The organism is Kitasatospora sp. NPDC030952 (assembly GCF_055571335.1).
In genome coordinates this window covers 184,426-207,773 of record NZ_JBVIFM010000011.1, presented here as the reverse complement: position 1 = coordinate 207,773, position 23,348 = coordinate 184,426, and the positions used below count along the sequence as shown (strand labels likewise).

Annotated in this window: 19 protein-coding genes; 5 read left to right on the top strand and 14 right to left on the bottom strand. The window is 71.9% G+C overall.

From position 1 onward, the window contains the following. Positions 1-34: 34 nt before the first annotated feature. Positions 35-1,672, bottom strand: a complete 1,638-nt coding sequence (gene mltG / locus ACZ47G_RS21030) for an endolytic transglycosylase MltG (protein WP_465744724.1) — start codon at positions 1,670-1,672, stop codon at positions 35-37. Here mltG (ACZ47G_RS21030) and ACZ47G_RS21025 point away from each other — a divergent pair. Then, positions 1,661-1,879, top strand: a complete 219-nt coding sequence (locus tag ACZ47G_RS21025) for a hypothetical protein (protein WP_465744722.1) — start codon at positions 1,661-1,663, stop codon at positions 1,877-1,879. The genes mltG (ACZ47G_RS21030) and ACZ47G_RS21025 overlap by 12 nt on opposite strands. 186 nt (positions 1,880-2,065) lie before the next feature. Here the strand turns inward: ACZ47G_RS21025 and mltG (ACZ47G_RS21020) are convergent, their stop codons facing one another. The 5 genes from mltG (ACZ47G_RS21020) to ACZ47G_RS21000 all read right to left on the bottom strand — a co-directional run bounded on the left by mltG (ACZ47G_RS21020) (position 2,066) and on the right by ACZ47G_RS21000 (position 7,522). Further along, positions 2,066-3,295 (bottom strand): endolytic transglycosylase MltG, encoded by a 1,230-nt coding sequence (gene mltG, locus ACZ47G_RS21020; protein ID WP_465744720.1) that lies wholly within the window; start codon positions 3,293-3,295, stop codon positions 2,066-2,068. 169 nt (positions 3,296-3,464) lie between these two features. Next, positions 3,465-3,956 carry a Holliday junction resolvase RuvX gene (gene ruvX, locus ACZ47G_RS21015; RefSeq protein ID WP_465744718.1) on the bottom strand — a complete coding sequence of 164 codons (492 nt, stop codon included), beginning with the start codon at positions 3,954-3,956 and terminating at the stop codon, positions 3,465-3,467. Then, on the bottom strand, positions 3,956-6,625 hold the full coding sequence (gene alaS, locus ACZ47G_RS21010) for an alanine--tRNA ligase (protein ID WP_380461177.1): 2,670 nt from the start codon (positions 6,623-6,625) through the stop codon (positions 3,956-3,958). The genes ruvX and alaS overlap by 1 nt, the downstream gene beginning before the upstream one ends. Continuing rightward, positions 6,625-7,038, bottom strand: a complete 414-nt coding sequence (locus ACZ47G_RS21005; RefSeq protein ID WP_465744716.1) for a DUF6167 family protein — start codon at positions 7,036-7,038, stop codon at positions 6,625-6,627. The genes alaS and ACZ47G_RS21005 overlap by 1 nt, the downstream gene beginning before the upstream one ends. A 4-nt stretch (positions 7,039-7,042) precedes the next feature. Then, positions 7,043-7,522, bottom strand: a complete 480-nt coding sequence (locus ACZ47G_RS21000; RefSeq protein ID WP_380461175.1) for a DUF948 domain-containing protein — start codon at positions 7,520-7,522, stop codon at positions 7,043-7,045. 218 nt (positions 7,523-7,740) lie between these two features. Between ACZ47G_RS21000 and ACZ47G_RS20995 the strand changes: the two genes are divergently transcribed. Then, entirely contained in the window at positions 7,741-9,960 is a 2,220-nt protein-coding gene (locus ACZ47G_RS20995; protein WP_465744713.1) for an ATP-binding protein, read from the top strand. A gap of 48 nt (positions 9,961-10,008) precedes the next feature. Beyond that, positions 10,009-10,326 (top strand): tetratricopeptide repeat protein, encoded by a 318-nt coding sequence (locus ACZ47G_RS20990; RefSeq protein ID WP_465744711.1) that lies wholly within the window; start codon positions 10,009-10,011, stop codon positions 10,324-10,326. 89 nt (positions 10,327-10,415) lie between these two features. Here ACZ47G_RS20990 and rpsD read toward each other — a convergent pair whose 3' ends face one another. The 7 genes from rpsD to ACZ47G_RS20955 form a co-directional block, all read right to left on the bottom strand. After that, complete coding sequence (gene rpsD, locus ACZ47G_RS20985) at positions 10,416-11,030, bottom strand: 30S ribosomal protein S4 (RefSeq protein ID WP_030240707.1); 615 nt, start codon at positions 11,028-11,030, stop codon at positions 10,416-10,418. 312 nt (positions 11,031-11,342) lie between these two features. Beyond that, positions 11,343-12,773 carry a replication-associated recombination protein A gene (locus ACZ47G_RS20980; protein ID WP_465744709.1) on the bottom strand — a complete coding sequence of 477 codons (1,431 nt, stop codon included), beginning with the start codon at positions 12,771-12,773 and terminating at the stop codon, positions 11,343-11,345. A 77-nt stretch (positions 12,774-12,850) separates the two neighbouring features. Continuing rightward, positions 12,851-13,669 (bottom strand): polyphosphate kinase 2, encoded by an 819-nt coding sequence (ppk2, locus tag ACZ47G_RS20975; RefSeq protein WP_465744707.1) that lies wholly within the window; start codon positions 13,667-13,669, stop codon positions 12,851-12,853. A gap of 85 nt (positions 13,670-13,754) precedes the next feature. After that, on the bottom strand, positions 13,755-14,273 hold the full coding sequence (locus tag ACZ47G_RS20970; protein WP_465744705.1) for a GNAT family N-acetyltransferase: 519 nt from the start codon (positions 14,271-14,273) through the stop codon (positions 13,755-13,757). 97 nt (positions 14,274-14,370) lie between these two features. Continuing rightward, positions 14,371-16,161, bottom strand: a complete 1,791-nt coding sequence (gene aspS / locus ACZ47G_RS20965; protein WP_465744703.1) for an aspartate--tRNA ligase — start codon at positions 16,159-16,161, stop codon at positions 14,371-14,373. Further along, a complete protein-coding gene (hisS, locus tag ACZ47G_RS20960) occupies positions 16,158-17,420 on the bottom strand; it encodes a histidine--tRNA ligase (protein WP_465744701.1) in 1,263 nt (420 codons plus the stop codon). Before hisS ends, aspS begins: the two co-directional genes overlap by 4 nt. Positions 17,421-17,431: 11 nt before the next feature. After that, complete coding sequence (locus tag ACZ47G_RS20955; RefSeq protein WP_465744699.1) at positions 17,432-18,139, bottom strand: MBL fold metallo-hydrolase; 708 nt, start codon at positions 18,137-18,139, stop codon at positions 17,432-17,434. Between the two features lie 238 nt (positions 18,140-18,377). On the opposite strand from ACZ47G_RS20955, the gene ACZ47G_RS20950 reads away from it, so the two are divergent. Together ACZ47G_RS20950 and ACZ47G_RS20945 are read left to right on the top strand one after the other, a co-directional pair. Then, a complete protein-coding gene (locus tag ACZ47G_RS20950; protein WP_465744697.1) occupies positions 18,378-19,208 on the top strand; it encodes a peptidylprolyl isomerase in 831 nt (276 codons plus the stop codon). Positions 19,209-19,473: 265 nt separating this feature from the next. Further along, a complete protein-coding gene (locus ACZ47G_RS20945; protein WP_465744695.1) occupies positions 19,474-20,703 on the top strand; it encodes a DUF349 domain-containing protein in 1,230 nt (409 codons plus the stop codon). Between the two features lie 83 nt (positions 20,704-20,786). Here the strand turns inward: ACZ47G_RS20945 and ACZ47G_RS20940 are convergent, their stop codons facing one another. Continuing rightward, positions 20,787-23,240, bottom strand: a complete 2,454-nt coding sequence (locus ACZ47G_RS20940) for a RelA/SpoT family protein (protein WP_465744693.1) — start codon at positions 23,238-23,240, stop codon at positions 20,787-20,789. Positions 23,241-23,348 lie beyond the last annotated feature (108 nt).

Below are 23,348 nucleotides of genomic sequence, written 5' to 3'. Positions count from 1 at the left end.
CGCTGACTCTCCGTGAACGACGGTGCGGTGGCCGCTACTTGGTGGTGCAGTGCAGGCCGACCTTGTCGAAGCCCTGGCCCGCCGCCTTGCAGTACGCCTCGACGTTGGCCGCGTGCTCCTTGTCCGTCTCGGCGAACAGGGTCTGGGTCGGGGACATCGCGATGAAGTACAGCCACTTGCCGTCCGCGGGGTTGAGCGTCGCATTGAGCGCCTCGTCGCCGGGGTTGGAGATCGGCGTCGGCGGCAGGCCCGGGTTGATGTACGTGTTGAACTTGTTGGACCCGTCGTTGATGTCCTTCGACGTGAGCTCCTTGCGGCCCAGCGAGTACTGCAGCGTGGTGTCCATGCCGAGCGTGTGGCGCACGGTGTCGCTGGCCAGACGGTTCTGGATGGTCCTGGCCATCTTGGCGAAGTCGCCCGGGTTGTTGCCCTCGCGCTGCAGGATGCTCGCCTCGATGACGACCTCGTAGCCGTTCTTGAGGCCCGCCTTGGAGGCCTGGCCGTCCAGGTTCGCGTACTTGTCGGTGGCGGTCTTCACCATCTGCTTGAGCAGGTCCTCGGGCTTCATGCCGTCGGCGATGTTGTAGCGGGTCGGCCAGAGGAAGCCCTCGATGTTGCCGTTCGCGTAGCCCGGCAGACCGAGGTCGTTGACCTGGGCCTTGGCGACGCCCGCCGTGGTGCCCTTCTGCAGCTTCAACTTGGTGTCGATGATGGCGTAGATCTCGGAGGAGTTCTTGCCCTCGGGGAACACGATCGCCGCGCCGCCCGCCTGGTCGAGCAGCTCCTTGAGCGCGGCCGCGGCCGGCATCTCCCGCTTCAGGGTGTAGAAGCCGTACTGGATCGTGCTGCACTTGGGTTCGGCGTCACAGGCCTTGGTGAAGGCGTCGACGCTCTTGACCACACCGGCGGTCTTCAGCGTGGCGCCGATCTGCCCGCCGACCGCGCCCTGCTTGACCTCGACCTGGACGGAGCCGCTGCCCTCACCGGTGAAGTCCGGCGGCGGACCGAAGTGGTCCTGGTAGAAGCCGTAGCCCCACCAGCCCGCGCCGCCGAGCAGGCCGAGCAGCACCAGCGCGACGACCAGGCAGGCACCGCCGTTGCGACGGCCCGCCTTCTTGCCGCTCTCCTTGCGCTTCTTCTTCGCCTCGCGGGAGTCGTCCTGCTCCCCGAGGAAGCCGTTCTGCTCCTCCTCGGCGTGCTCGTCGAGGTAGACGTCGCCGTGCTGCTCGTCCTCGCGCCGGCCGTCCCACTCCTCGGCCTCGGGCTCGTGCGCCCCGCCGACCGGATCGGCGCCGGCCTCCAGCGCGGCGGCCTCGGCCTCCCAGTCGATCCCGTCCGGGCCGGGCCCGGCGGCGGGCGCGGGTGCCGGGGCCTGCGGCGCCGCCTGCTGCCGGACGGGCTGCTGCTGGGCCTGCTGGGGAGCGGCCTGCTGCTGGGGCATGCCCTGCTGCGGCATCGGCATCTGCTGCGGATAGCCCTGCTGGGCCATGCCCTGCTGCATCGGCATCTGCTGAAGGTGGGCCTGCTGGGCCATGCCCTGCTGCTGGTACCCCTGGCCCTGGTCGAAGCCCTGATCGAATCCCTGGTCGAAGCCGTGGTCGAAGCCCTGCTGCGGCAGCTGCTGCTGCGGGTAGCCCTGCTGCTGGTACCCCTCCGGGTATTGCTGCTGCATGCCCGGCTGCATCTGCATCTGCTGCTGCGCGTACCCCTGCTGTACGTCCCCGTACGGCTGTTGGCCCTGCTGGGCCTGCTGCGGGTACTGCTGCTGCCACTGGCCGTCCTGCTGGCCGGGGACCGGCTGCTGGCCGCCGTACCCGGGATCACCGGGGTGCCACGGCTCGCCCTGGGGGCCGTAGCCCCGACCCAGATCGGTCATTGATCCCCTTAACCGACGGTGACGACCGGAGGATCGGACCGGCCGTCCGGGACGACCGCCGTCCCGGCTGATTCTCGAACCGGCGTGCTAGCGCAGCGCCTGGGAGGAGACGTTACCGTACCGCAGCCGTACCCCCGGCCGGGCGAACGCACTGTCAGTGAGCGACCTCACGCTCGGCACACGGGGCCGTCACGGGGTGGCCGCCCCCGGTGCGGGGGGCGTCGCGGTGGCCGTGTCGGAGGCCGGGGCACTCGGTTTGGCGGCCCGGGCGGCGTTGAACTCCGCGACGTTCTTCTGCTGCACCTCGAAGCTGTCGGTGAAGCGGGTGTCGCCCGGCTTCACGGTCACGAAGTACACCCAGTCCCCGGGCGTCGGGTCCAGGGCCGCCATGATCGCCTGCCGTCCGGGGTTGGAGATCGGGGACGGCGGGAGCCCCGCGTGCAGGTAGGTGTTGTACGGGGAGTCCAGCTTGGTGTCGGTGACGGTGGTGTTCAGGGTCGAGCGGCCGAGCGCGTAGTTGATGGTGGAGTCGAGCTGCAGCGGCATGCCCTTGGCCAGCCGGTTGTAGATGACCCGGGCCACCTTGCCCATGTCCTCGGTGTTGTCGGCCTCGCCCTGGACCATGCTGGCGACGGTGACCAGGCCGTACAGGCTCTGCCCGAGGTTCTGCGCGACGACGTTGGCGTCGTCCCGGCTGAACTCCTTGCCCGCCCGCTCGACCATCTGCTTCAGCAGGTCCAGCGCGGTGGTCCCGTCGGTGACGGCGTAGGTCGCGGGGAACAGGTAGCCCTCCGGGCTGCCCTTGGCGAAGTCCGGCAGGCCGAGTTCGGCGGCCTGGTCCTGGGCGGCCTTCTGGGTGGTACCGGCCGGCAGGTTCAGCTTCTTGTCGATCGCCGCGTAGATCTGGTAGCCGCGCCAACCCTCGGGAATGGTCAGGCCGTTGGCGTTGGCCGGGTCGATCAGGACGGCCAGCGCGGCGGCGGCCGACATCCGCTGCTTCAGGGTGTACGTCCCGGGCTGGATCCGCCCGGCGGCGGCCGCGCTGCCCCTCGCCGCCCGGGTGAAGGCGAGCGAGCTGGCCACCACCCCGTTGCGGACCAGTGCGGAGGCGATCTGGGACAGGCCGGCGCCCTCCGGCACCGAGACCTGGACGCTGCCGTTGCCCTGCCCCGCGTAGTCGGCGGCGGCCGGGGGTTTGCGCTGCTGCTGGAACCAGGTGTAGCCGGTGAGCCCGATCCCGCCGAAGACCGCGATCAGGGCGAGGGCGGTGAGCGCGCAGGCCAGTCCATTACGCCGTCGGTGCGGATCCGGCGCATCGGAGTGCGGCCGGGGCGCACCCGGAGGACGGCCCTCCGGCTCCAGCACCGGCGCACCCAGGTGCCCCGGGGTGAGGCCCGGGTGGAAGTCCTGGTCGGTCATGGCTCGCGGCCCCCTCGGCGGTCCCGAATCGCTGAGAATCGTCCCGAGCCGACGCGGATCGGTCCGAGGCAACCCGGAACGGTCCGAAACGGACACGGGAACGAACGAAAGAGGGGTCCGTGCGGACGCGTCCGCACGGACCCCTCTTCGGGACGTTAGATCAGACCGGTCAGCCGGCCGCCTCGACGCTCTCACCGGGCGGGCGTCCGCTCACCCGTTCGGACTCAAGGGCGGTCTGGAGGATCACCACCGCGGCGGCCTGGTCGACCACCGAGCGGCCCTTCTTCGCCTTGACCCCCGAGGCACGCAGCCCGTGGGTCGCGGTGACGGTCGACATCCGCTCGTCCACCAGCCGCACCGGCACCGGGTAGAGCCGGTTGGCCAGCCGGGAGGCGTACGCCCGGACCTTCTCCGCCGCCGGGCCCTCCTTGCCGCTGAGCGAGCGCGGCAGCCCGACGATCACCTCGATCGCGTCGTACTCCTCGACGATCGCGGCGATCCTGGCCTGCGACTTCACCCCGGCCGGAACGGTCTCCACCGGCGTGGCGAGCACCCCGTCGGGGTCGCAGGACGCGACCCCGATCCGGGCGTCGCCGACGTCGACGGCGATCCGCCGCCCCCTCCTGAAAGGGGGCCTCCAGGGCTCCTCCCCGAGCTCCATCAGCTGGCGCGCTCCGCGACCAGGCCGCGCACCGCGGCGATTGCCTCGCCGACCGCGGCCGGGTTGGAGCCGCCGCCCTGGGCGACGTCGTCCTTGCCGCCACCGCCGCCGCCGAGGGTCTTGGCCGCGGTGCGGACCAGCTCGCCGGCCTTGATGCCGCGGCCGCGGGCGTCCTCGTTGGTGGCGATCACGGTCAGCGGGCGGTCGTTGGCCACGGTGAACGCGGCGACCACGGCCGGGCGGGCGCCCAGTCGGCCGCGCACGTCCAGGACCAGCTTGCGCAGCTCGTCCGCGCCCACACCGTCGGCGACCTGAGCGGCGACCACGGCGATGCCGTGCACGTCCTCGGCCGAGTCGGCCAGGCCCGCCGCGGCGGCCAGCACCTTCTCGGCGCGGAAGCGCTCGATCTCCTTCTCGGCGTCCTTGAGCTTGCCGAGCATGCCCGAGATCTTCTCCGGCAGCTCCTCCGGGCGGCCCTTGACCAGCTCGGTGAGCTGGGCCACCACGGTGTGCTCGCGGGCCAGGAACTTGTACGCGTCGACGCCGACCAGCGCCTCGACGCGGCGCACGCCGGAGCCGATCGAGGACTCGCCGAGCAGCTTCACCAGGCCCAGCTGGGCGGTGTTGCCGACGTGGGTGCCGCCGCACAGCTCCTTGGAGAAGTCGCCGATGGAGACGACCCGCACCTCGTCACCGTACTTCTCGCCGAACATCGCGATGGCGCCGGCCTTGCGGGCCTGGTCCATCGTCATGACCTCGGCGGTGACCTCCAGCTCGCGGCCCAGCACGTCGTTGATCTTCTGCTCGACGTCCACCAGCACGCTGCCCGGAACGGCGGCGGGCGAGCCGAAGTCGAAGCGGAAGCGGCCGGGGGCGTTCTCCGAGCCGGCCTGGGCGGCCGTCGGGCCGAGCGCGTCGCGCAGCGCCTGGTGGGTCAGGTGGGTGGCCGAGTGGGCGCGGGCGATCGCCCGGCGGCGGTCGGTGTCGATCGTGGCGTACGCCGAGGCGCCCAGCACGACCTCGCCGAACAGCACGCCGCCGGAGTGCACGATGACGCCGGGGACGGGCTGCTGCACGTCGCGGATCTCGACGACCGCGCCGGAATCCAGCCGGATCCGGCCGTGGTCGGCGAGCTGGCCGCCGCCCTCGGCGTAGAACGGGGTGCGGTCGAGGATCAGCTCGACCTCGTCGCCCTCCGAGGCGGCCGGCGACGGAACGCCGTCCACCAGCAGGCCGACCACGGTGGCCTCGCCCTCGATCAGGGTGTAGCCGGTGAAGACGCTCGCGCCGGACCTGTCGGCGACCTCGCGGTACGCGGCGACGTCGGCGTGGCCCATCTTCTTGGCCTTGGCGTCGGCCTTGGCACGGTCCCGCTGCTCCTGCATCAGACGGCGGAAGCCGGCCTCGTCCACCTGGAGGCCCTGCTCCTCGGCCATCTCCAGGGTGAGGTCGATCGGGAAGCCGTAGGTGTCGTGCAGCTTGAAGGCCTGGTCGCCGGAGAGCACCGCGCCGCCGGCCTGCTTGGTCTCGGTGACCGCGGTGTCCAGCAGGCTGGTGCCGGCCTTCAGGGTCTGCAGGAAGGCCGCCTCCTCGCCGACGACGACCGTCTCGATGCGCTTGCGGTCGCTCTCCAGCTCCGGGTACTGCGGGGCCATCGCCTTGATCGCGATGTCGGTCAGGTCCTTGGCGACCACACCGGTGGCGCCCAGCAGGCGCATGTTGCGGATGGCGCGGCGCAGGATGCGGCGCAGCACGTAGCCGCGGCCCTCGTTGCCGGGGGTGACGCCGTCGCCGATCAGCATCAGCGCGGTGCGGATGTGGTCGGTGACCACGCGCAGCGAGACGTCCGACTTGTGGTCGGCGCCGTAGGTGTGGCCGGTGAGCTCGGCGGCGCGGTCGAGGATCATCCGGCTGGTGTCGATCTCGAAGAGGTTGTCGACGCCCTGCAGGATGGCGGCGAGGCGCTCCAGGCCGAGACCGGTGTCGATGTTCTTGCTCGGCAGGTCGCCGAGGATCTCGAAGCCGTCCTTGCCGTCGCCGTGGCCGCGCTCGTACTGCATGAAGACCAGGTTCCAGATCTCCAGGTAGCGCTCGCCGTTGACCGCCGGGCCGCCCTCCTCGCCGTACGCGGGGCCGCGGTCGTAGTTGATCTCCGAGCACGGGCCGCACGGGCCGGGCACGCCCATCGACCAGAAGTTGTCCTTCATGCCCAGGCGCTGGATGCGCTCGGAGGGCACGCCGATGACGTCACGCCAGATCTGCTCGGCCTCGTCGTCGTCCTTGTAGACGGTGATCCAGAGCTTCTCCTTCTCCAGGCCGTAGCCGCCGTCCGCGACGGGAGTGGTGAGCAGCTCCCAGGCGAACTTGATGGCTCCTTCCTTGAAGTAGTCACCGAAGGAGAAGTTGCCGCACATCTGGAAGAAGGAGCCGTGCCGGGTGGTCTTCCCGACCTCCTCGATGTCCAGGGTGCGCACGCACTTCTGCACGCTGGTGGCGCGCGAGAACTGCGGCTTGACCTCGCCCAGGAAGTAGGGCTTGAACGGCACCATGCCGGCGTTGACGAGCAGCAGGGTGGGGTCGTCGGCGACCAGGGACGCCGACGGAACGACGGTGTGGCCGCGCTCCTCGAAGAAGCGCAGCCAGCGGCGGCGGATCTCAGCCGACTCCATTAGTGGTCCTTCCGGTTCGTTCCGCCCCGCGGCAGGGCTCGGCGGGGCGTTTCTTCAATGGCAATGGTCTGTGGGGTGGTGCGGGAGGGAGGCAGGGCGGCGGCCGGGCGACCGGGCGCCGCCGAGATAGCTCGGTACTGCGGCTCGCCGCGCAGGACCCGGCGGGTGCTCCGGGGCTCCGCCACGGCGGTGCCGTGCAGGCCGAGGTCGTCCTTCAGCTGCTCCTCGCGCTCGGCCATGCCGGTCCGCACGTCCTGGGCGAACTGCTTGGCGAGGTCGCCCAGGTGCAGCGCGCCGCGCGCGGCGGTGCCGGAGAGGCTGTCCGGGGTGAGCCGCTGCACGGCGACGTTGGCCTTGTTCATGGCCCACACCGCGGCGCCGGCGCCGACGGCCATCCAGAAGATCCGTGCCATGCCGTCAGCCCCTCACCGCTCGCCGGACCCTGGAGAGCAGACCGCCCCTGGGCGCGGTCGCGGCGCGCACCTCGGCCCGGATCAGCCGCGCCAGCTCGTCGCGCTCGGCGGGCTGCACCGGCACGTTCGGCAGGGTGCCCTGCTGCTTGGCGACGGCCTTGCGGACGCCGTAGCTGAAGGCGGCGACCTTCATCAGCGGTCCGCCCAGGGTGGCGGCCGCGGTGGAGGAGAGCGCCTTGGCGTTGGCGGCGGCGTCCTGGACGTTGGCGGTGATCTCGTCCACCCGGTCCAGCTGCTCGTTGGCGCTGCGCACCGCGGCACCCGCGTCGGCCAGCAGCGGCACGGCCTGCTCGGTGACGGCGGAGACCAGGACGGTGGCCTCCTTCAGCACCCGGGAGAGGCGGACCAGCACGACCGCGAGCAGGGTGACCAGGACCGCCCAGAACACGGCGACGAGCAACCCGGCCAGCTCTCCCACGGACACCTTTGCGCGCTCCCTCGCCTTGTTGCTCTTCAGGGGGAACCCTATCGCGCCGACGCCCGCTTTCCGGACCGGGTCACGGCCGTGGCCTCGCCCGGGTGTGCGAACCGCGCGCGTAACCTACCGGCCGGTCACCTCGTTCTGCCAGGCGGGCCGTCGCCCGTACGGCCCGACGCACGTCCGGACCGCCGCGGTCCGGGCCGGAACCACGGGGAGCAGCGTTGGCCGGCGACTGGACAGCACAGCCCGCGGCGTGGCCGCGCGAGCCGGAGCCGGGCCGGCTGCCGGCCGAGGTGACGGGCTTCGTCGGGCGGCAGCGGGAGCTGGCCGAACTGGCCGGTCTGCTCGCCGGCGCCCGGCTGGTGACGGTGACCGGGCCCGGCGGGGTGGGCAAGAGCCGGCTCGCGCTGCGGGCCGCGGCCCGGGCCGCCGGGGCGTTCCCGGACGGCACCTGGCTGGTGGACGTGGCCCCGGTGCAGGATCCGCTGCTGCTGGGCCACGCCGTACTGGAGGCGCTGCGGCTGACCGACGGCACCGCCCGGCCGCCGCTGGACGTCCTGGGCGAGCACCTGGCCGGGCGCCGTCTGCTGCTGGTGCTGGACGGCTGCGAGCACCTGGTGGAGGCCTGCGCCGAGCTGGCCGACGCGCTGCTGCGCGCGCTGCCCGGCCTGCGGGTGCTGACCACCAGCCGGGCCGCGCTGCGGGCCGCGGGCGAGCACCTGCTGACCCTGGCCCCGCTGCCGGTCGACCCGCTGCCGGACGGCCGGGCGGGCCCGGCCGTGCTGCCGGACGCGGTGCGGCTGTTCGCCGACCGGGCCCGGGCGGTGCTGCCGTCCTTCGAGGTGACCGGGGCGAACGCGGAGGCGGTCGGGCTGCTCTGCCGCCGGCTGGACGGCATCCCGCTGGCGGTGGAGCTGGCCGCCGGGCGGCTGCGGGCGCTGTCGGTGGAGCAGATCACCGCCCGGCTGGACGACCGCTTCCGGCTGCTCACCGGCGGCTCCCGGACGGCCCTGCCGAGACACCAGACGCTGCGCACCACGATCGGCTGGAGCCATGAGCTCTGCACAGTGCAGGAACGTTTACTCTGGGCCCGCCTGTCGGTCTTCGCCGGCGGTTTCGACCTGGAGGCCGCCGAGTACGTCTGCGCCGGCGAGGGCATCGAGCCCGAGGACGTGCTCGACCTGCTGGACGAACTCGTCGCCAAGTCCGTGGTGCTGCGCGAGGACAGCGCCTTCGGCGTCCGCTTCCGCCTGCTGGACACCCTGCGCGAGTACGGCGGCCACTGGCTGCGCGCCGCCGGCGAGGAGCAGCGGCTGCTGCGCCGCCACCGGGACTGGTACCTGGGCGTCGCCACCTGGGGCGAGGTGGAGTGGTTCGGCCCCCGGCAGGCCGAGACCGCCGAGCGCACCCGGCTCGCCCACACCAACCTGCGCGCCGCGCTGGAGTTCTGCCTCGCCGAGCCCGGCGAGGAGCAGATCGCCCTGCTGCTGGCCGGCACCCTCTGGTTCTACTGGGTCGGCTGCGGCCACCTCGGCGAGGGCCGGCACTGGCTGGACCGCGCGCTCGCCCTGGACCGCGAACCCACCGAGGCCCGGGCCAAGGCCCTCTGGGTGACCGGCTACATGGCCACCCTGCAGGGCGACCTCGGCGCCGCCCGGCCCGCGCTGGAGGAGTGCCGCCGCCAGGCCCTGGACACCGGCGACGACCGGGCCCTCGCCTACGCCGTCCACCGCCAGGGCTGCGCCGCCCTGATCGGCGACGACCCGGAGCGGGCCGCCGAGCTGTTCGAGGAGGCGCTCTGGCATTACCGGACCATCGGCGAGCTCAACAGCAACGTGGTGATGGCCATGATCGAGCTGGGCCTCGCCTACCTGTTCCAGGGCGACCTGGACAGCGGCGAGCTGTGGTTCGGCCAGGCCCGCGAGGTCTGCGAGGAGCACGGCGAGCAGTGGGCGTACGCCTACGTGCTGTACGCGATGGCGTACTCGCACTACCTGGACGGCGCCGTCCAGCCGGCCCGCTCCCTGGCCCGCGAGTGCGTCCGGCTGAACCACCACTTCCACGACCTGCTCGGCATCGTGCTGGGGATCGACCTGCTGGCGCTGCTGGAGACCGAGCCGGCCGGGCCGGGCGAGCCGGCCGACCTGTGCGAGGCCCGGGTGCTGCAGGGCGCCGCACACCGGATCTGGCGCGCGGTCGGCAACCCGTTCCTCGGCTCGCGCTCCTTCTTCGGCACCCACCAGCAGTGCGCCGAGCGGGCCCGCGCCGGGCTGACCGAGCAGGAGTACGAGGACTGCTACCGGGCGGGCGGCCGGCTGGACCTGGACGCCGCGGTCTGCCGGGCGCTCGGTGACGGGGGCTCGGCGGACGGCCCGGAACCCGGCCCGGGCCCCTGCTCGGTGCCGCCCGCGCCGGCCCCGGCACCGGCGCGGAATAGCTGAAGCTTGCCGGTTGCTTGAGCAGGCAAGGATCCACCCGGAAGGAGCACCATGGCCGTCCACGACGAGTACCGCCTCGCGAACTTCTACTTCGACTCCAAGGCGTACACCGATGCCGCCCGCATGCTGGAGGGCGTGCTGGCCGAGGAGCCGGCCAACCTCTCCGTCCGGCTGCTGCTCGCCCGCAGCTACTTCCACTCCGCCCAGCTCGGCCGCGCCGAGGCCGAACTGCGCCGCGTCCTCGACCTCGACCCGGCCGAGGACTACGCCCGGCTGATGCTCGGCCGCACCCTGGAGCGCCAGGGCCGCGCCGAGGAGGCCCGCCCGCACCTGCGGCTGGCCGCCGCGATGACCGGCGAGGAGCGGTAACCGAACACCGGAAAAGGGGCGAGCCCCCGCCGCCTCGAAAGGCGACGGGGGCTCGCTGCCGGTTCCGCGAAGTGCGAACCGAGCGCGGGTCAGCGCGAGTAGTACTCGACGACCAGCTGCTCGTCACAGATCACCGGAACCTCCTTGCGCTGCGGCGCACGGTCCAGGCGGAAGGCCAGGGCCTTCAGGTTGACCTCGAGGTACTTCGGGGTCTGGCCCTCACCCGCGTAGCCACCCTCACGGGCGACCTGGAAGGGGACCTTCTCCTTGGAGCGCTCGCGGACGGTGACCACGAAGCCCGGCTTCATCTGGAACGACGGCTTGTTGACCTTGCCGCCGTTGACCTCGATGTGGCCGTGGACGACCATCTGGCGGGCCTGGTAGATGGTGCGGGCGATGCCCGAACGCAGGACCAGGGAGTCCAGACGGGTCTCCAGGTCGGCGACGAGCGCCTCACCGGTCTTGCCCTCGGCCTTCTTCGCGCGGTCGAACGCGCGCGCCATCTGCTTCTCGCTCAGGTCGTACTGGGCGCGCAGACGCTGCTTCTCGAGCAGACGGACCTTGTAGTCCGAGTTCTGCTTGCGACCACGGCCGTGCTGGCCGGGCGGGTACGGGCGGGCCTCGAAGTACTTGACGGACTTCGGGGTCAGCGGCACGCCGAGCGCACGCGCGATCTTGACCTTGGGACGCTTCTGGTTCGCCATGAACCAAACCTTCCTTGCTTACGAATACGGCTTTCACCAGGTGTTGACGGAGGTCGCATGTCGCGACCCGGAGAAAACCCCGACGCCTGTGCGAAGGGATCAGCCGCTCTCCGGAGCCGGGCACATGAAGTGCTGGTCACACGAAGGGCCCGGAAACCCGGGCCCTCCGCGACACCGAAACGGTGCGCGACGCTCCTGTTGCGGACCTCCCGGAGGAGGCCTACCGCCATCGCCCCGCTGGTGCGGCCGGTCGGTGGGGTCTCCCCCGCCGCCGTCCCGGGACATGGCACTCCGACGAAGTATACCCGTGGATCACTCGCCCTTTTCCCCGGGCTTCTCCCCGGGCTTCTCCTCGGCCTTCTGCTCGGCCGGCTCGGCCTTCCTCTCCACCCGGCGCTCCCCGCGCAGCCGCCCGCGGGTCCACTCCACGGTGTCCGCGTAGCGCACCTCACCGCCGCGCCGGTTCGGCCGGTAGTACTCCCGGCCGTGCACCGAGTCCGGCGCGTACTGCTGGGAGGCGATGCCCTCCGGCAGGTCGTGCGGGTACTGGTAGCCCTTGCCGTGGCCGAGCTTGCCCGCGCCGCCGTAGTGGGCGTCCCGCAGGTGCGGCGGGACGGCCCCGGCCAGGCCCTGCCGGACATCGGCCAGCGCCGCGTCGATCGCCAGGTAGGCCGAGTTGGACTTGGGCGCCAGGGCCAGCGCGATCGCCGCCTGGGAGAGGATGATCCGGGCCTCCGGGAAGCCGATCAGCGCCACCGCCTGGGCCGCCGCCACCGCCGTCTGCAGCGCCGTCGGATCGGCCAGGCCGACGTCCTCGCTGGCCGAGATCATCAGCCGGCGGGCGATGAACCGCGGGTCCTCCCCCGCCTCGATCATCCGGGCCAGGTAGTGCAGGGTGGCGTCCACGTCGCTGCCGCGGATCGACTTGATCAGCGCGCTGGCCACGTCGTAGTGCTGGTCGCCGTCCTTGTCGTAGCGCACCGCCGCCTGGTTGACGGCCGTCTCGGTGGTGGCCAGCGAGATGCTCGCCTCGCCCTTCTCCAGCGCCGCCCCGGCCGCCGCCTCCAGCGTGGTCAGCGCCCGCCGGGCGTCCCCGCCGGCCAGCCGCACCAGGTGGTCCTCGGCCTCCGCGGTCAGCTCCAGCGCGCCCTCCAGACCGCGCTCGTCGGCCACCGCGCGGCGCAGCAGCGCCCGGATGTCCTCGTCGGTCAGCGACTCCAGGGTGAGCAGCAGCGAGCGGGACAGCAGCGGGGAGATCACCGAGAAGTACGGGTTCTCGGTGGTCGCCGCGATCAGGGTGACCCAGCGGTTCTCCACCGCGGGCAGCAGCGAGTCCTGCTGGGCCTTGGAGAAGCGGTGGATCTCGTCCAGGAACAGCACCGTCTCCCGGCCGGACATCCCGACCGCCCGCCGGGCCCCGTCGATCACCGCCCGGACCTCCTTGACCCCGGCGGTGATCGCGGACAGCTCGACGAACCGGCCCTCCACGGCCTGGCTGATCACGTGCGCGAGGGTGGTCTTGCCGGTACCGGGCGGCCCCCAGAGGATCACCGAACTGGTGGCCGCCGGCCCGCGCGAGTTGGCGACCAGCCGCCGCAGCGGCGAGCCCGGCTTCAGCAGCTGCCGCTGCCCGGCCACCTCGTCCAGGGTGCGCGGGCGCATCCGTACGGCCAGCGGGGCCCGCCCGGGCTCCCTGGCCTGGCGTTCCTCGGCGGCGGCGGTGAAGAGGTCCGGTTCGTCCACACCGGAAGCCTAGTTCAGCCGACCGACAGCCCCGCCGCCTTCGGCCGACCGACAGCCCCGCCGCCGCGGCGTCCCCGCTACGCCAGTCCGGCGGCGTGGTCCGGAACGTACTTCTGCAGGTCGCGCGGGGGCCGCTGGTAGCCGCGGGGTGCCGGGCGGGGCGGCAGCTCGATGCTGGGCGGGGTGACCTCGTGGTACGGCACCGAGGAGACCAGGTGGGCGATCATGTTGATCCTGGCCCGGCGCTTGTCGTCGCTCTCCACCACGTGCCAGGGCGACTGCGGGATGTCGGTGTAGACGAACATCTCGTCCTTGGCCCGCGAGTAGTCCTCCCAGTGGGTGATCGACTCCACGTCCATCGGGGAGAGCTTCCAGCGCTTCATCGGGTCCTCCAGCCGGTCCCGGAAGCGCTGTTGCTGCTCGGTGTCGCTCACCGAGAACCAGTACTTGCGCAGCAGGATGCCCGCCTCGATCAGCATCTGCTCGAAGGTCGGGCACTGGTGCAGGAACTGCCAGTACTCCTCGTCGCTGCAGAAGCCCATCACCCGCTCGACCCCGGCCCGGTTGTACCAGCTGCGGTCGAACAGCACGATCTCCCCGGCCGCCGGCAGGTGTTCGACGTACCGCTGGAAGTACCACTGGGTCTTCTGCCGCTCGGTCGGGGTGGGCAGCGCCACGACCCGGGCGATGCGCGGGTTCAGGTACTCCGTCACCCGCTTGATCGCCCCGCCCTTGCCGGCCGCGTCCCGCCCCTCGAAGACCACCACCAGGCGGGCGCCCTCGACCCGCACCCACTCCTGGAGCTTCACCAGCTCCTGCTGCAGCCGCAGCAGCTCCCGCTCGTACGGCTTCTTGCCCAGTCGTTCCGACTTCGCGGTCCGCTGCTCCCCTGCCACCCTCGGGTCCTCCGTCCGACTGCTGCCGATGACCCTTCACCGTAGGCGCAGAACGGTGGTACCGCAGGTCGGGGAGGGCTCGGGGCTACACCGCGACGAACGGCTCCGGGTAGCGGCAGAGCCCGCGCGGGCCGCCGTCGTAGGCCGGCAGCGGCAGCGCCTGGAAGTACGCCTCCGGCACCTCGAACGGGCCGGAGACCTCGTGCCGCCCGGCCGGGGCGAAGCCGAACCGCCCGTAGTAGCCCGGGTCGCCGAGCACGACCACCAGCTTCTCCCCCGCCTCCTCCGCGGCCGACAGCGCGGCCCGGACGACGAGTTCGCCGACGCCCCGGCGCTGCCACTCGGGCGCCACCGCGACCGGGGCGAGCGCCAGCGCGTCACCGGTCCCGCCACCGTCGCCGACCCGTAGCCGGGTCAGCAGGGCGTGCCCGATCACCAGCCCGGTGTCGTCCACCGCGACCAGCGACAGTCCGGGCAGCCAGGCGGGGTCGCGGCGCAGCGCGTCCACCAGGTCGGCCTCGTCCGGCCCGGGGAACGCGGCCATGTGCACGCGTCTGGTCGCCGGGGCGTCCTCCGGACACTCGACTCTCGTAGTGACCTTCACGTGTCAACTCTCCCTGTGTCGCACGCCGTTGTGGACCGGCCCCGGACGGTGGGTGGACCGTCCGGGGCCGTTGAAGGTTAGCGCGTATGACGTGGCGTCAGCTCTTGGGCTGGGCCTCGGACTTGGCGTCCTCGCGGACCTTCGGCTGGGCGTCCACGCCGGCCTCGCGGCGCTGCGCCGGGGTGATCGGGGTCGGGGCGCCGGTCAGCGGGTCGCCACCGGTGGACGTCTTCGGGAAGGCGATGACGTCGCGGATGGTGTCGTACCCGCCCAGCAGGGTGACGATCCGGTCGAGGCCGAAGGCGACCCCTCCGTGCGGCGGCGGGCCGTAGTTGAAGGCGTCCAGCAGGAAGCCGAACTGCGAGGCCGCCTCCTCCTCGGACAGGCCGATCGCGTCGAACGCCCGCTTCTGCACGTCCCGCTGGTGGATACGGATCGAACCGCCGCCCAGCTCCGAGCCGTTGAGCACCAGGTCGTAGGCGTTGGACAGGGCCGAGCCCGGGTCGGTGTCGAAGGTGTCCAGCGACTCCGCGGTCGGGGCGGTGAACGGGTGGTGCACCGCGTGCCAGCCCTGGAACTGGCCCTTGTCGTCCTCGATCGGCTCGAACATCGGGAAGTCGACGACCCAGAGGAAGGCCCACTGGGACTCGTCGATCAGCCCGCAGCGGCGGCCGATCTCCAGACGGGCGGCGCCCAGCAGCTCCTGCGAGGCGCGCTCCTTGCCGGCCGCGAAGAAGACCGCGTCACCGTTCTTGGCGCCGGCCGCGGCGGCGAGGCCGGCCAGGTGCTCCTCGGAGAGGTTCTTGGCGACCGGGCCGCGCAGCTCGCCGCTCTCGGCGTCGATCAGCACGTAGGCCAGGCCCCTGGCGCCGCGCGCCTTGGCCCAGTCCTGCCAGGCGTCCAGCTGCTTGCGCGGCTGGGAGGCCCCGCCCGGCATGACCACGGCGCCGACGTACGGGGCCTGGAACACGCGGAACTCGGTGCCCTTGAAGTACTCGGTGAGGTCGGTGAGTTCCTGGCCGAAGCGGACGTCCGGCTTGTCGGAGCCGTAGCGGCCCATGGCGTCCGCGTAGGTCATCCGCGGCAGCGGGTTGGGGACCTCGTAGCCGTGCACCTCGCGCCAGATCGAGCCGACGATCTTCTCGCCGAGGGCCAGGATGTCCTCCTGGTCGACGAAGGAGGCCTCGATGTCCAGCTGGGTGAACTCCGGCTGCCGGTCGGCGCGGAAGTCCTCGTCGCGGAAGCAGCGGGCGATCTGGTAGTAGCGCTCCATGCCGGCCACCATCAGCAGCTGCTTGAACAGCTGGGGCGACTGCGGCAGGGCGTACCAGTGGCCGGGCTGCAGGCGGACCGGGACGAGGAAGTCGCGGGCGCCCTCGGGGGTGGAGCGGGTGAGGTACGGCGTCTCGATGTCGAGGAAGTCGTTCTCCTCCATCACCCGGCGGATGATGTTGTTGACCTTGGAGCGCAGCCGCAGGCCCTTGGCCGGGCCCTCACGGCGCAGGTCCAGGTAGCGGTAGCGCAGCCGGACCTCCTCGTTGACCGTGCCGGGCTCGTACTCGGCGACCGGGAACGGCAGCGGGGCGGCCTCGGAGAGCACCTCGATCTCGCTGACGACGACCTCGACGGCGCCGGTCGGGATGTCCGGGTTCTCGTTGCCCTCGGGGCGGACCCGGACGTCGCCGACGACCTTGACGCAGTACTCGGCCCGCAGGCCGTGCACCGAGTCGAGGTCGCGGACCACGATCTGCACGGTGCCGGAGGCGTCGCGCAGGTCGATGAAGGCGACGCCGCCGTGGTCGCGGCGGCGGGCGACCCAGCCGGCCAGGGTGACGGTGGTGCCTGCGTGCTCCGGGCGGAGCGTGCCCGCGTCGTGCGTGCGGATCACAGCTGCTTCTCCTTCAGGGTGGTGACGAGTGCGTCGAGGGCGACGGGGGTCTGCTCGCCGGTGCTCATGTCCTTGAGCTGGACGACGCCCTCGGCGAGGTCCCGGTCCCCGGCGATCAGGGCGAAGCGGGCGCCGGACCGGTCGGCGGACTTCATGGCGTTCTTGATGCTCTTGACGCCGAAGGCGAGGTCGGTGGCGACGCCGGCCCGGCGCAGCTCGACCACCTTGGCGAACAGCAGGTTCTTGGCCTCCTCGCCGAGCGCGACGGCGTAGACGGAGGTGGCGGCCGGCAGTTCGAGGTCGACGCCCTCGGCCTCCAGTGCCAGGTAGGTGCGGTCCACGCCGAGGGCCCAGCCGACGGACGGCAGCGCCGGGCCGCCGATCATCTCGGACAGGCCGTCGTAGCGGCCGCCGCCGCCGATCGCGGACTGGGCGCCGAGGCCGTTGTGCACGAACTCGAAGGTGGTGCGGGTGTAGTAGTCCAGGCCGCGGACCAGCTTCGGGTCGTCGACGAAGGCGACGCCGTTGGCGGTGAGCAGCTCGCGCACCTTCTCGTCGTACGCCTTGCACTCCTCGCAGAGGAAGTCGCGCAGCATCGGGGCGCCGACCAGCTGCTGCTGCACCGACTCGCGCTTGTCGTCCAGGACGCGCAGCGGGTTGATCTCGGCGCGGCGGCGGGTGTCCTCGTCCAGGTCCAGGCCGGCGAGGAACTCGATCAGGGCGGCGCGGTAGACCGGGCGGCACTGCTTGTCGCCGAGGCTGTTGAGCAGCAGCGAGTAGTCGCTCAGGCCCAGCGAGCGGAAGGCGTCGTCGGCCAGGATGATCAGCTCGGCGTCCAGCGCCGGGTCCTCGGCGCCGATCGCCTCCGCGCCGACCTGGGAGAACTGGCGGTAGCGGCCCTTCTGGGCGCGCTCGTAGCGGTAGTACGAGCCGGAGTACCAGAGCTTGACCGGCAGGTTGCCCTGCTTGTGCAGGTTGGCCTGGAGCGCGGCGCGCAGCACCGAGGCGGTGCCCTCCGGGCGCAGCGCGAGCTCGTCGCCGCCCTTGGTGGTGAGGGTGTACATCTCCTTGGAGACGATGTCGGTGGACTCGCCGACACCGCGGGAGAACAGCTTCACGTCCTCGAAGACCGGGGTCTCGACGTAGCCGTAACCGGCCCGGCGGGCGGGCGCGGCGATGCGCTCGCGGATCGCCAGGAAGGTCGCGGAGCTGGGGGGCAGCAGGTCGTAGGTGCCCTTGGGGGCGGTGAAGGTGCTCAACTTCTCTTCCGTCACATTCCTCGTCGCGGGAAAGCCGGGGCGCCGGCCGCCCCCGCTGCCTGTCGGAGGTAGGGGTTGGTGGCGCGCTCGCGGCCGATGGTGGTCTGTCCGCCGTGGCCGGAGAGGACCACGGTGGAGTCGTCGAGGGGCAGGCACACCCGGGCCAGCGAGCGCATGATCGCTTCGCCGTCCCCGCCCGGGAGGTCGGTACGCCCGATGGAGCCGGCGAACAGCAGGTCGCCCGAGAACAGCACCGGGGGGAGGTCCTCGGCACCGGGCGTCCGGAAGGTCACCGACCCCCCGGTATGGCCCGGGGCGTGGTCCACGGTGAGCTGCAGGCCGGCCAGCTCCAGCACGCTGCCGTCGGTGAGCTCGCGCACGTCGTCGGGCTCGCCGACGGTCAGCTCGCCCATCAGCTGGGTGCCCAGGGAGCGGCCGAGCGACTTCTCCGGGTCGGACATCATGTACCGGTCCTCGGGGTGGATCCAGGCCGGGATGCCGCGGGCGCCGCACACCGGGACCACCGAGGCGACGTGGTCGATGTGGCCGTGGGTGAGCAGGACGGCGACGGGCTTGAGCCGGTGCTCACGGATGAGCTCCTCGACACCGCGCGCGGCCTGGTGGCCGGGGTCGACGATCACGCACTCCTCGCCCGCCCCCGGGGCGACCAGGTAGCAGTTGGTACCCCAGGCTCCAGCGGGGAATCCGGCGATGAACACGCGCGTCCTTCGGGTCTGTGCGGCGGGGGCTGCGGTGGCTACCAGTAGTGATGACGTAAGGGAAGCCTACCGGCGGTCCGGGTCCGGTTGCGAACCAGATCCGCGGTGACGGGCCCGGGCGCCTGACAGGTTCACCGCGTCCTTACGGGCCCGGTCCCTACACTTGGCCGCCGATGGGTGCGATGATCCGCTCCGGAACCCATCCACTTTTCCCGCACATGCTCAGGAGACACGGCCGGTGGTCAGCAGCGAACAGCGGCGGCGGCAGCTCGCCCGCGAGAAGTACGAGCGCCAGATGCAGCGCCGCGCCGAGGCGGCATCCGCCCGCAGGCGGCGCAACACGATCCTGGGCGCCTCGCTCGCCGTCGTGGTGCTGGCCGGCGGTGGAACGCTGTTCGCCACCGGCGCGTTCAGCTCCGACGACAAGGACAAGAGCGCGTCGGCCGCCTCCAGCGCGCAGGCCGCGCCGACCCAGGCCGACCCGGCCGCCACGCCGACCCGCAAGCCGGTCGAGGGCTGCACCACCCCGGCGGCGGGCTCGCCCAACAACAAGCAGTTCAAGGCCGAGCCGGCCATGTCGATCGACCAGGGTGCCTCGTACACCATGTCGCTGGACAGCAACTGCGGCAAGGTCACCATCGCGCTGGACGCGGCCAAGGCCCCGCACACCGTCAACTCGTTCAACTTCCTGGCGGGCGAGCAGTTCTTCGACCACACCAAGTGCCACCGGCTGACCACCGACGGCATCTTCGTGCTCCAGTGCGGCGACCCGACCGCCAGCGGCTCGGGCAGCCCCGGCTACAAGTTCGCGGACGAGAACCTGACCGGCGCGACCTACCCGGCGGGCACCGTGGCGATGGCCAACTCCGGCCCGGGCACCAACGGGAGCCAGTTCTTCCTGGTCTACAAGGACACCCAGCTGCCGCCGAGCTACACCCCGTTCGGCAAGATCACCGGCGGCCTGGACGTGGTCCAGAAGATCGCCGCCGCGGGCACCCTGGAGGGCTCCCCGGACGGCCACCCGATGGCCGACGTCACGCTCAACTCGGTTACCGTGTCCAAGGGTTGATCGACCCCGGGGCCACCGGCGGCGGGCGCGCGCAGCGCCCCCCGCCCGGCCCCGGACCGAAATCGCCCGGCCCGGATGCGGACAGCACCGGGCCTGGTCGCCTATGTTGGCGTTGTATAGGGTGCCCGGACCCGCCTAGCCGTCACCCTCGGCAGCAAGGCACGGCGGACGGGGACGGCGGACTCATCGGTCCGCCGCACATCAACTGTGGACGACGGTCGCGCGCCGCCCCGGCGCGGGCGCGACGTCATGTGGAGGACGCGCTATGAGCAGCGACCCGTGGGGCCGTGTGGACGAGCAGGGCACCGTGTACGTCAGGACGGCCGACGGCGAACGCGTCGTGGGTTCCTGGCAGGCCGGCTCGCCCGAGGAGGCCCTCGCCTACTTCGAGCGCAAGTACCAGGGCATCGAGGTGGAGATCGGCCTGCTGGAGAAGCGGGTGCGCACCACCGACCTGGCCGCCAAGGACGCCCAGACCGCGCTGGAGCACCTCCGCGCTCAGGTGACCGAGGGCCACGCGGTCGGTGACCTGGACGCGCTGGCCAAGCGGCTGGACACGCTCACCGGTGAGATCGAGAGCCGTCGGGAGGAGCGCAAGGCCGCCCGCGCCAAGGCCCAGGACGAGACCCGCTCCGCCAAGGAGGCCCTGGTCTCCGAGGCCGAGCAGCTCGCCGAGTCCACCCAGTGGCGGGAGGCCGGCGACCGGCTGCGCGCCCTGGTGGACACCTGGAAGGGCCTGCCGCGGCTGGACCGCAAGAGCGACGACGAGCTGTGGCACCGCTTCTCGCACGCCCGCTCGGTCTTCTCCAAGCACCGCAAGGCGCACTTCGCGACCCTGGACGCCGAGCGCGAGCAGGCCCGGCAGGTCAAGGAGGCGCTGGTGGCCGAGGCCGAGGCGCTCTCCTCGTCCACCGACTGGGGCACCACCGCGGCCGCCTACCGCGACCTGATGGCGCGCTGGAAGGCCGCCGGCCGGGCGCAGCGCGACGTCGAGGACGAGCTGTGGGCGCGGTTCCGCGGCGCCCAGGACGTCTTCTTCCAGGCCCGTTCCGCCGTGTTCAGCGAGCGGGACGCCGAGCAGGTGGAGAACCAGAAGCTCAAGGAGGCGCTGGCCACCGAGGCCGAGGCGATCCTGCCGATCACCGACCTCAAGGCCGCCAAGGCCGCGCTGCGCGAGGTCAACGAGCGCTGGGAGGCCATCGGCCACGTGCCGCGCGACGTCCGTCCGAAGCTGGACGGCCGGCTGAACGCGGTCGAGCGGGCCATCCGCGAGGCCGAGGACAGCGAGTGGAAGCGCTCCAACCCGGAGGCCAAGGCCCGCGCGGCCGGCATGGTGGGCCTGTTCCAGGCGAAGGCCGACAAGATCCAGGCCGACCTGGACAAGGCCCGCGCCGCCGGCAACGCCTCCAGGACCGCCAAGCTGGAGGCCGAGCTGTCCGGCGTGCAGACCCTGCTGGAGCAGGCGCACAAGAGCCAGGAGGAGTTCAGCGGCTGATCCACCGGCCCGCTGAACGGCGAAGGCCCCCGGGGTGCTCCCCGGGGGCCTTCCTCATGCGCCGAGGCGGTCGGCGCCGTGCCTCACTTGCGGGCCGAGGTGACCCGGTAGACGTCGTACACGCCCTCGACGCCGCGCACCGCCTTGAGCACGTGGCCCAGGTGCTTGGGGTCGCCCATCTCGAAGGTGAAGCGGCTCATCGCCACCCGGTCCCGGGAGGTCTGGACCGCCGCCGACAGGATGTTGACGTGCTGGTCGGACAGCACCCGGGTGACGTCCGAGAGCAGCCGGGAGCGGTCCAGCGCCTCGACCTGGATGGCCACCAGGAAGACCGAGGACTGGGTGGCCGCCCACTCGACGTCGATCATCCGCTCGGGCTGCTGGCTCAGCGACTCGACGTTGACGCAGTCGGCGCGGTGCACCGAGACGCCGTTGCCCCGGGTGACGAAGCCGACGATCGGGTCGCCCGGCACCGGGGTGCAGCAGCGGGACAGCTTGACCCAGACGTCCTCGACGCCCTTGACGATCACGCCCGGGTCGCCCTTGGCCCGTCGGCGCACCGCCCGGCGGTTGTCGTGGGTCGGGGTGGCCGTCTCGGCGAGGTCCTCGGTGGCGCCCTCCTCGCCGCCGAGCGCCTGGACCAGCTTCTGGACGATGTTCTGCGCGGCGACGTGCCCCTCGCCGATGGCGGCGTAGAGCGAGGAGATGTCGGGGTAGCGCATCTCGTGGGCCAGGGTGACCAGCGAGTCGCCGGTCAGGATCCGCTGGATCGGCAGGCCCTGCTTGCGCATCGCCCGGACGATCGCCTCCTTGCCGTGCTCGATCGCCTCCTCGCGGCGCTCCTTGGAGAACCAGGCGCGGATCTTGTTGCGGGCGCGCGGGGACTTGACGAAGCCCAGCCAGTCCCGGGAGGGGCCGGCGTTCTCCGCCTTGGAGGTGAACACCTCGACGGTGTCGCCGTTCTCCAGGGTCGACTCCAGCGGCACCAGCCGTCCGTTGACCCGGGCCCCTATGGTCCGGTAGCCGACCTCGGTGTGCACCGCGAAGGCGAAGTCCACCGGGGTGGCGCCGGCCGGCAGGGCTATCACGTCGCCCTTGGGGGTGAAGACGAAGACCTCGTTGCTGGCCAGGTCGAAGCGCAGCGACTCCAGGAACTCGCCCGGGTCGGCGGTCTCCTTCTGCCAGTCCAGCAGCTGCCGCAGCCAGGCCATCTCGTTGACGGCGCCGGCCTTGTCGTCCTTGCGGACCTGGGTCGGGGTGTCGGTGCGGACCTTGGAGGCCCCGGCGACGGCGCGCTGCTTGTACTTCCAGTGCGCGGCGATGCCGTACTCGGCCCGCCGGTGCATGTCGAAGGTGCGGATCTGGAGTTCGACGGGCTTGCCGCCGGGACCGATCACCGTGGTGTGCAGCGACTGGTACATGTTGAACTTGGGCATCGCGATGTAGTCCTTGAACCGCCCCGGCACCGGGTTCCACCGCGCGTGGATGGTGCCCAGCGCCGCGTAGCAGTCGCGGACGGTGTCGACCAGGACCCTGATGCCCACCAGGTCGTAGATCTCCGCGAAGTCCCGGCCGCGGACGATCATCTTCTGGTAGACCGAGTAGTAGTGCTTCGGCCGGCCGGTGACGGAGGCGGTGATCCGGGCGCCGCGCAGGTCCGCCTGGACCTGGTCGATCACGGTCGCCAGGTACTCGTCCCGCTTGGGGGCGCGCTCGGCGACCAGCCGGACGATCTCGTCGTACATCTTGGGGTAGAGGATCGCGAAGGCGAGGTCCTCCAGCTCCCACTTGATGGTGTTCATGCCCAGCCGGTGCGCCAGCGGGGCGTAGATCTCCAGCGTCTCGCGGGCCTTCTTCTCCTGCTTCTCCCGCTTGAGGTAGCGCATCGTGCGCATGTTGTGCAGGCGGTCGGCCAGCTTGATCACCAGGACCCGGGGATCCTTGGCCATCGCCACGACCATCTTGCGGACCGTCTCGGCCTGCGCGGCCTCGCCGAACTTGACCCGGTCCAGCTTGGTGACGCCGTCGACCAGCAGGGCCACCGAGTCGCCGAAGTCCTTGCGCAGGGTCTCCAGGCCGTAGTCGGTGTCCTCGACGGTGTCGTGCAGCAGCCCGGCCATCAGCGTCGGGGCGTCCATGCCCAGCTCGGCCAGGATGGTCGCGACGGCCAGCGGGTGGGTGATGTACGGGTCGCCGCTCTTGCGCTTCTGCCCGCGGTGCCACTTCTCGGCGACGGCGTAGGCGCGCTCGATGTCGCGCAGCAGCGCCGGGTCGGCCTTGGGGTCGTTCGCCCGGATCGAGCGGAACAGCGGCTCCAGGACGGGGTTGAGCACACTGGAGCGCTGGCCGCCGAGGCGGGCCAGTCGGGCGCGCATCCCACCGCCGGTGCCGGAGCCGCGGCCGAGCGGGGCGAGCTGGCGCGAGGAGGTCGGTGTCGGGCGTGCCGGGGTGGCCCCCGAGGGCGTGGGGCGGTCTTCGGGGGCGGCCGCTGCGGCCGTGGGCACAACCTCGTCGGGCAAGGACACTCCTCGGGGCACCGGGGCCGACCCCTGCCGAGGCCCGTACGGTCCGGGCGCAACCGGAAGGGGATGAATCTTCATGGTACCGAGCCGGGCGGCCCGCCGTTCATCCGGCCGGGCCCGGAA

Bases quoted from the DNA above. Each gene is read 5' to 3' on its own strand.
- rpsD (WP_030240707.1), bottom strand. From the start codon at position 11,030: ATGGCGAACCAGAAGCGTCCCAAGGTCAAGATCGCGCGTGCGCTCGGC.
- ACZ47G_RS21005 (WP_465744716.1), bottom strand. From the start codon at position 7,038: ATGGCACGGATCTTCTGGATGGCCGTCGGCGCCGGCGCCGCGGTGTGG.
- ACZ47G_RS20945 (WP_465744695.1), top strand. From the start codon at position 19,474: ATGAGCAGCGACCCGTGGGGCCGTGTGGACGAGCAGGGCACCGTGTAC.
- mltG (WP_465744724.1), bottom strand. From the start codon at position 1,672: ATGCAGCAGCAATACCCGGAGGGGTACCAGCAGCAGGGCTACCCGCAG.
- alaS (WP_380461177.1), bottom strand. From the start codon at position 6,625: ATGGAGTCGGCTGAGATCCGCCGCCGCTGGCTGCGCTTCTTCGAGGAG.
- ruvX (WP_465744718.1), bottom strand. From the start codon at position 3,956: ATGGAGCTCGGGGAGGAGCCCTGGAGGCCCCCTTTCAGGAGGGGGCGG.
- ACZ47G_RS20990 (WP_465744711.1), top strand. From the start codon at position 10,009: ATGGCCGTCCACGACGAGTACCGCCTCGCGAACTTCTACTTCGACTCC.
- mltG (WP_465744720.1), bottom strand. From the start codon at position 3,295: ATGACCGACCAGGACTTCCACCCGGGCCTCACCCCGGGGCACCTGGGT.